Source organism: Hydrogenibacillus schlegelii, from assembly GCF_001653195.1.
Classification (GTDB): domain Bacteria; phylum Bacillota; class Bacilli; order Thermicanales; family DSM-22653; genus Hydrogenibacillus; species Hydrogenibacillus schlegelii.
Genome location: NZ_JXBB01000038.1, coordinates 1 through 4874 on the forward strand (window position 1 = coordinate 1; position 4874 = coordinate 4874).

Consider the following 4874-nt stretch of genomic DNA (forward strand, 5'->3'; position numbering starts at 1 on the left):
TGAGCCATCCGGTATCCCTCCTGGTGAAGTGGTTTCTTCTCCGTCTCACATTCTACCAAAGAGGGCCGGATGGCTCATTTTATGTTACCTGGACCATCCGTTTTTACACATGATACCGGACACGACTCCTTCTCGAACAGGTCACGGTCAACGATTGCTGGAAACTCGACTGGTATCCACTCCTCTTTGATGCTCTCCGGTGTAATGGGTTTCGATTCTCTCCAGAAGTAGTGCTCTCCGACGTATGCGGTGTTCGTGAGGATGCGTAGGACGGTGGTCTCTGACCAGACCTCACCAACCTTACCGTTCTTGCTCGGTCTACCAAGACGAGTTCCCTTCATCTGGTTGGGTGTGGGTATCCCGAGTTGCTGGAGTCTCTCTGCAATCCTCATCGTACCCATAGGTCCCTCACCGTCCATACCGTAGACGTACATCTGGTAGATGAGACGGACGATGTTTGCTTCTTCCTCAACGACTTCCCATCTCCGCTTCTCTCTGTTCCACTGATAACCGAGAAGCTCTCCTCCACCGAAGAATGCTCCTTCCTTCGCTCGACTGTGTTTACCAGTGAGAGTCCGGAGACGGATTCTCTCCCTCTCGTACTCTGCGAAGCTTGCCAGTTGGTTGAGGAGGAGTCGTCCTTCGGCAGTATCCTCTGTGGGAACTCTGGCGAAGATGAATCCGTCTCCTTTTGTTCCACACTGACGTTTCTCTCGTGCACTGTTAACGAGAGCAGTGAACACGGTTAGGTTCCTGCTCAATCGGTCAGTGTGCCAGACGATGATGGCATCGTAGAATCCTGTCTGGTACTTCTCCCACACGGTACGGAGGACTGGTCTACGGTCAATGCCGTAAGCTCCTGACACGTCCTCCAAGTAGACATCGGCTTCTGTTGTGAGGTATCCTCGACGTTCTGCCTCTCTTCGGCAGTCCGTTACCTGCGTGTCGAATGAGGTGTTGTCTGTCTGGTCTTCTGTGGAGACCCTGGCGTAAATCGCTGCTCGTTTCATCTTTCGCCCTCCTAAACATTTTCTTACTGCATTATATGCTTGAATGTGGACAAGTTTTCACGAAATGTCGAACGGTCGTATCTCCAACTGGTAGCCTCTCACCTCAAAAATGAGACGAAAGAGAGGAAGCTTTTTCTCTGCTTCTTCTCTCGTCCCGTAGGTGCAATTACCACAGAGGATTTCCTTTCCGTCTTTCTTCACTCCGAAGATTGCGAAGCGACAACGTGTTTTTCCCACACTGTCTTCACTCCCTTCCAAAAGTTCGCTGGACTCTCCAGAGCAACGATTATCTCCTCATTCGGATAAGCTGGAAGCGGCTCTGGAATCCGTATCTTGTCGCCTGGATGAATGAGGTCTGGATTCTTAATGTCGTTCAGTCGGATAACGCTCTTCAGTGGAACCTGAAACCTCTTACTGATGGCGAACAAATAGTCTCCGTTCTTGACTGTATAGACTATCCCACTGTCTGCGGGAGGTGGTGGATTTCGCTTGTACTCGTAGTAGGGGTACCACCAGAAAATGATGTACGTCAGTCGGAGTACCAGTACCAAAAAGGAAAGGAGGATAAGAACGAACAGTACTCTTATCCTCCTCCGAAAAGTGAGAGAGGCAGTTGCTCGTTTCATTTACGCAACCGCCTCTTTCTTCCTTTCAAGCTTGTACCGAATGATTTCCTCTTCGACCTTCGCCAGCCTCTCTTTGTAGAAGGTGATTCGCAAGTCAGCCTCCCGAAGTTTCAACTCCAACCGGTCAAGTGTAAGCTGGTCAGCACCCCGGTTGAGAGCCTCGGTGTAATCCTTGCTGTACTTGTCTTGCTGTGCAATTGCATACGCGAGATTCCCTTTGTAGGTATCTCTCCGCTTCCGAAGTTCCTCCAGCTTCGGGTCAACTTCCTTCTTGTCGGTGGAAACGACGAACTCGACTTTCACTGTCTGGACCTCCCTCTCGTTATTTTGCTGTTGAACACTCTGGTTACGTGCCATCAAAATCTTCCTCCTCTACTAAAATTTTCTAACTGCTTATGATAATATTATAATGAACTTCACAAGAAAAATAAAGAGGTTTTTGTAAAATTTTGTCAAAATTCGTAAAAAATTTTTACTAGGCCCTCTATAAAGTTCCGGTGACCTATTATAGAATTTTTACATAATAGAACATATGTTCGATGAGAGGAGGGAGTACGATGAAGCAGAAACAATGGCTGACACTTAAGGAAATTGAAGAGTACTGGGGTTACAGTGGAGAGTTTATCAAGTACCTCATCGCCACACATCGGTTGCCAGCATTGAGGTTGAGGAAACCTGGTACTCCCATCGTCATCCGTGAAGACTGGTGGGAGAAGTTCTGTCAAGCAATGGACCTGATGCTGGAGCTCTCCACCACTGCGATTGCACTTGACAATCTGCCGATTAAGAAAGACCCACGAGGAAGAGGCATCGGACTCCTTTACGTAGAGGACTTACCAAAAGACGAGAAGGAGCTTGACAGACTGTTGGAGATGCAGTCGCTAGTAGCAACCGTGGAGTTGTTCACGAGCACGAAGGATGTTGACAAAATCTACGAGTCAGTGGGGAGGTGATAACGTGAGCAACAACACTCCAAAGTCGAAGCTGGAGTACACTCTTTTCAGCATCGACAACGCACTGTACCACATCACCAGAGAAGGGACCATCGTTGAGGAGAAACCTACTTCTGTGGGGACAACTTCAAAAAGGTTCTTCTATCCTCCAGTGGTACTGAAACCGCTTATTGAGAAGGCCCGAAGTGCCATTGGAGAACTCCCACCGGAGCAGGTCAAGAAGCTTATTGAAGTTGTTGTCAAGCAACAGAAGGCAATTGATGAGAGCCTTCGCAAATCAGGAAAGGAGGATGATTCCGATATGGCGTTGACAAATGAACAATTCCAGAGTCTCAGACGTGATTTACTGAAAGCCCTCACCAACCCACAGAAGGTACGTGAGGAGATTGAGAGGGAGGAAGTTGCAGAGCTCATCAAAGGTATGCAACCGCCTGAATGGGAAGCTCTCAAACAGCGTAAAGAGCAAGAGGCTGAAAACGAGCGAAAGCAGCGAACAGAGAACCGTCAGAAGAACATGGACGCACTTGGCATTACCGCTTCGTTGAAGCATCAGCAGGCTACTGCATCTGCGTTGACGAATGCGATGCTCAGCTCTTCGATGCAGAAGTCCGAGCGTCCTATCGACATTCACGACATCGCAAAGCTCTATGCTACCATTGACAGACTGCCATACCAGAAGGTGCGTGAGGCTTTGATGAAGCGGTTGAACACTGCTCTCTCACAGACAAGCAAGGGTATGGAAATCTGGCGTAGCATCAAGTACAAAGAGATAACCGCTCCTGCGGAAGTGACTCCGATTAACAAGATTGAGGAGACCATTGAGAAAATCGAGAAGCAGTACGGAGGGAGGTAAGCGAGATGAGGAGAGGTGTCTAACTGCTCCGTGTACGTGGTCTACTCGTAAGACCAAGCGTGATTCAGGAGGTGAGCCTATGAAACTGAAACTCGTCAGAGGTAGGTCCTTCGCTCTGCTGGACTCCAAAAACAAGAAGACGAAGGTGTTCTGCAGAGCAGGAGAAATCGTCGATGTCCCCATGCATGAAGCAGAGTACTTGCTCGGCACTGGTCTCTTCACCGCAGATTTAGACGAACCGGTCTATGACGAAGAGGAAGAAGCGGTCCGAGAAGCCTGTGAGGAAGCTAACCGTGCCTTTCAGAAATACCGTCAAGAAGCTCTGAAAGGCTAAGCGATTTCTAAAGGAGGTTGTTCAAATGAGTGAGAAGAAACAGGGAGCTCCTGTTAAGGAGAGAACTGGATTTGTAACTGGTGACCTGAATGTCGCTACAGTGCTTGCATATTTCGATTTCCCCTACACGACACGTCAGACTGACCGTGGGACAGAGTTTACCTTCACGAACAGGGAGGATGGCGTAGATGTCTTCGAGTTCGCCACGAAGCGGATGAAGTACGATGCCTCTCTCACTGTCTCTGTGGGGAAGTTCCTTTCACTTCGGAAGAAGCTTGCTCAGGCAAGTAGAGCCACTAGCAAGAAGTAGTCACACTCCTTTTCTCTCATAAAAACAGGTGGGACACGTGGTTCCCACCGATTTTCTTGGTTTCATACTCAATTATACGACTCTATGCACCTAGGCACTTTTTTCATCAACTATTTTATACTTCGACGAAAGAATGGAACTTTTCATGAAATGAGGGAGTACCAGCTACTGCCAGTACTCCCTACCGAACCGACGGTGTAGAATGAGTACTACACCACAGAGGTCTCTCTTGTAATCGAGGACTCTCTTGTGAGGTCCTGTTTGCCGTCTAGGCCACTTCTCCCTACCTCACTGAGACTCTACCTAGCAGTGTCCTGTCGTAGTAGGCCGAAGACTCCGAAGGACTCCAATTCTAGGAGGTTTTGCCGTGACGTCTCTCTACTTCTCCCGTATTCTCTCTACGGGTCCACCAAAGCGTAGAGGAGGAAGTACCTGTGCAGGAGGTTCGAGGACTGTCAAATGCCTAACCTTCCCTCTTGCTCGCGAGAGAGCGTATGAGAGTGGGTCCTAGATGAGTGACATATCTATTGAAAGCCCATTACACCTAGGAGCTTTATCGACGAGCGGACCTCTTTGAGGTCCCGAGGCTCTACCTCTAACTCTGTCTTGATTTTATTTTAGGATAGTTGGTCGCAACTTTATAGAGGGAACTTATTTTTTAAGTCGTGTCCGGTATCATGTGTAAAAACGGATGGTCCAGGTAACATAAAATGAGCCATCCGGCCCTCTTTGGTAGAATGTGAGACGGAGAAGAAACCACTTCACCAGGAGGGATACCGGATGGCTCA

The 4874-nt window shown here is 48.6% G+C and carries 7 protein-coding genes; 4 read left to right on the forward strand and 3 right to left on the reverse strand.

Annotated elements, in window-relative coordinates; genetic code table 11:
• Positions 1 to 74: 74 nt before the first annotated feature.
• From SA87_RS12790 to SA87_RS09345, 3 genes are all read right to left on the reverse strand, one after another.
• Positions 75 to 1010: a recombinase family protein gene (locus tag SA87_RS12790; RefSeq protein WP_082718079.1), complete on the reverse strand. Its 936-nt coding sequence runs from the start codon at positions 1008 to 1010 to the stop codon at positions 75 to 77.
• Between the two features lie 197 nt (positions 1011 to 1207).
• Positions 1208 to 1636, reverse strand: coding sequence for a LysM peptidoglycan-binding domain-containing protein (locus SA87_RS09340; RefSeq protein WP_066202339.1), 429 nt, complete (start codon positions 1634 to 1636; stop codon positions 1208 to 1210).
• Entirely contained in the window at positions 1637 to 1993 is a 357-nt protein-coding gene (locus SA87_RS09345; protein WP_066202344.1) for a hypothetical protein, read from the reverse strand. It lies immediately after the preceding gene.
• Between the two features lie 200 nt (positions 1994 to 2193).
• Here SA87_RS09345 and SA87_RS09350 point away from each other — a divergent pair, with 200 nt between their 5' ends.
• The 4 genes from SA87_RS09350 to SA87_RS09365 all read left to right on the forward strand — a co-directional run bounded on the left by SA87_RS09350 (position 2194) and on the right by SA87_RS09365 (position 4086).
• Positions 2194 to 2589, forward strand: a complete 396-nt coding sequence (locus SA87_RS09350) for a hypothetical protein (RefSeq protein ID WP_054632694.1) — start codon at positions 2194 to 2196, stop codon at positions 2587 to 2589.
• Positions 2590 to 2593: 4 nt separating this feature from the next.
• Complete coding sequence (locus SA87_RS09355; RefSeq protein ID WP_066441133.1) at positions 2594 to 3442, forward strand: hypothetical protein; 849 nt, start codon at positions 2594 to 2596, stop codon at positions 3440 to 3442.
• Between the two features lie 79 nt (positions 3443 to 3521).
• Complete coding sequence (locus tag SA87_RS09360; protein ID WP_066202348.1) at positions 3522 to 3776, forward strand: hypothetical protein; 255 nt, start codon at positions 3522 to 3524, stop codon at positions 3774 to 3776.
• Between the two features lie 25 nt (positions 3777 to 3801).
• Positions 3802 to 4086, forward strand: a complete 285-nt coding sequence (locus SA87_RS09365) for a hypothetical protein (RefSeq protein ID WP_054632690.1) — start codon at positions 3802 to 3804, stop codon at positions 4084 to 4086.
• Positions 4087 to 4874: the final 788 nt, after the last annotated feature.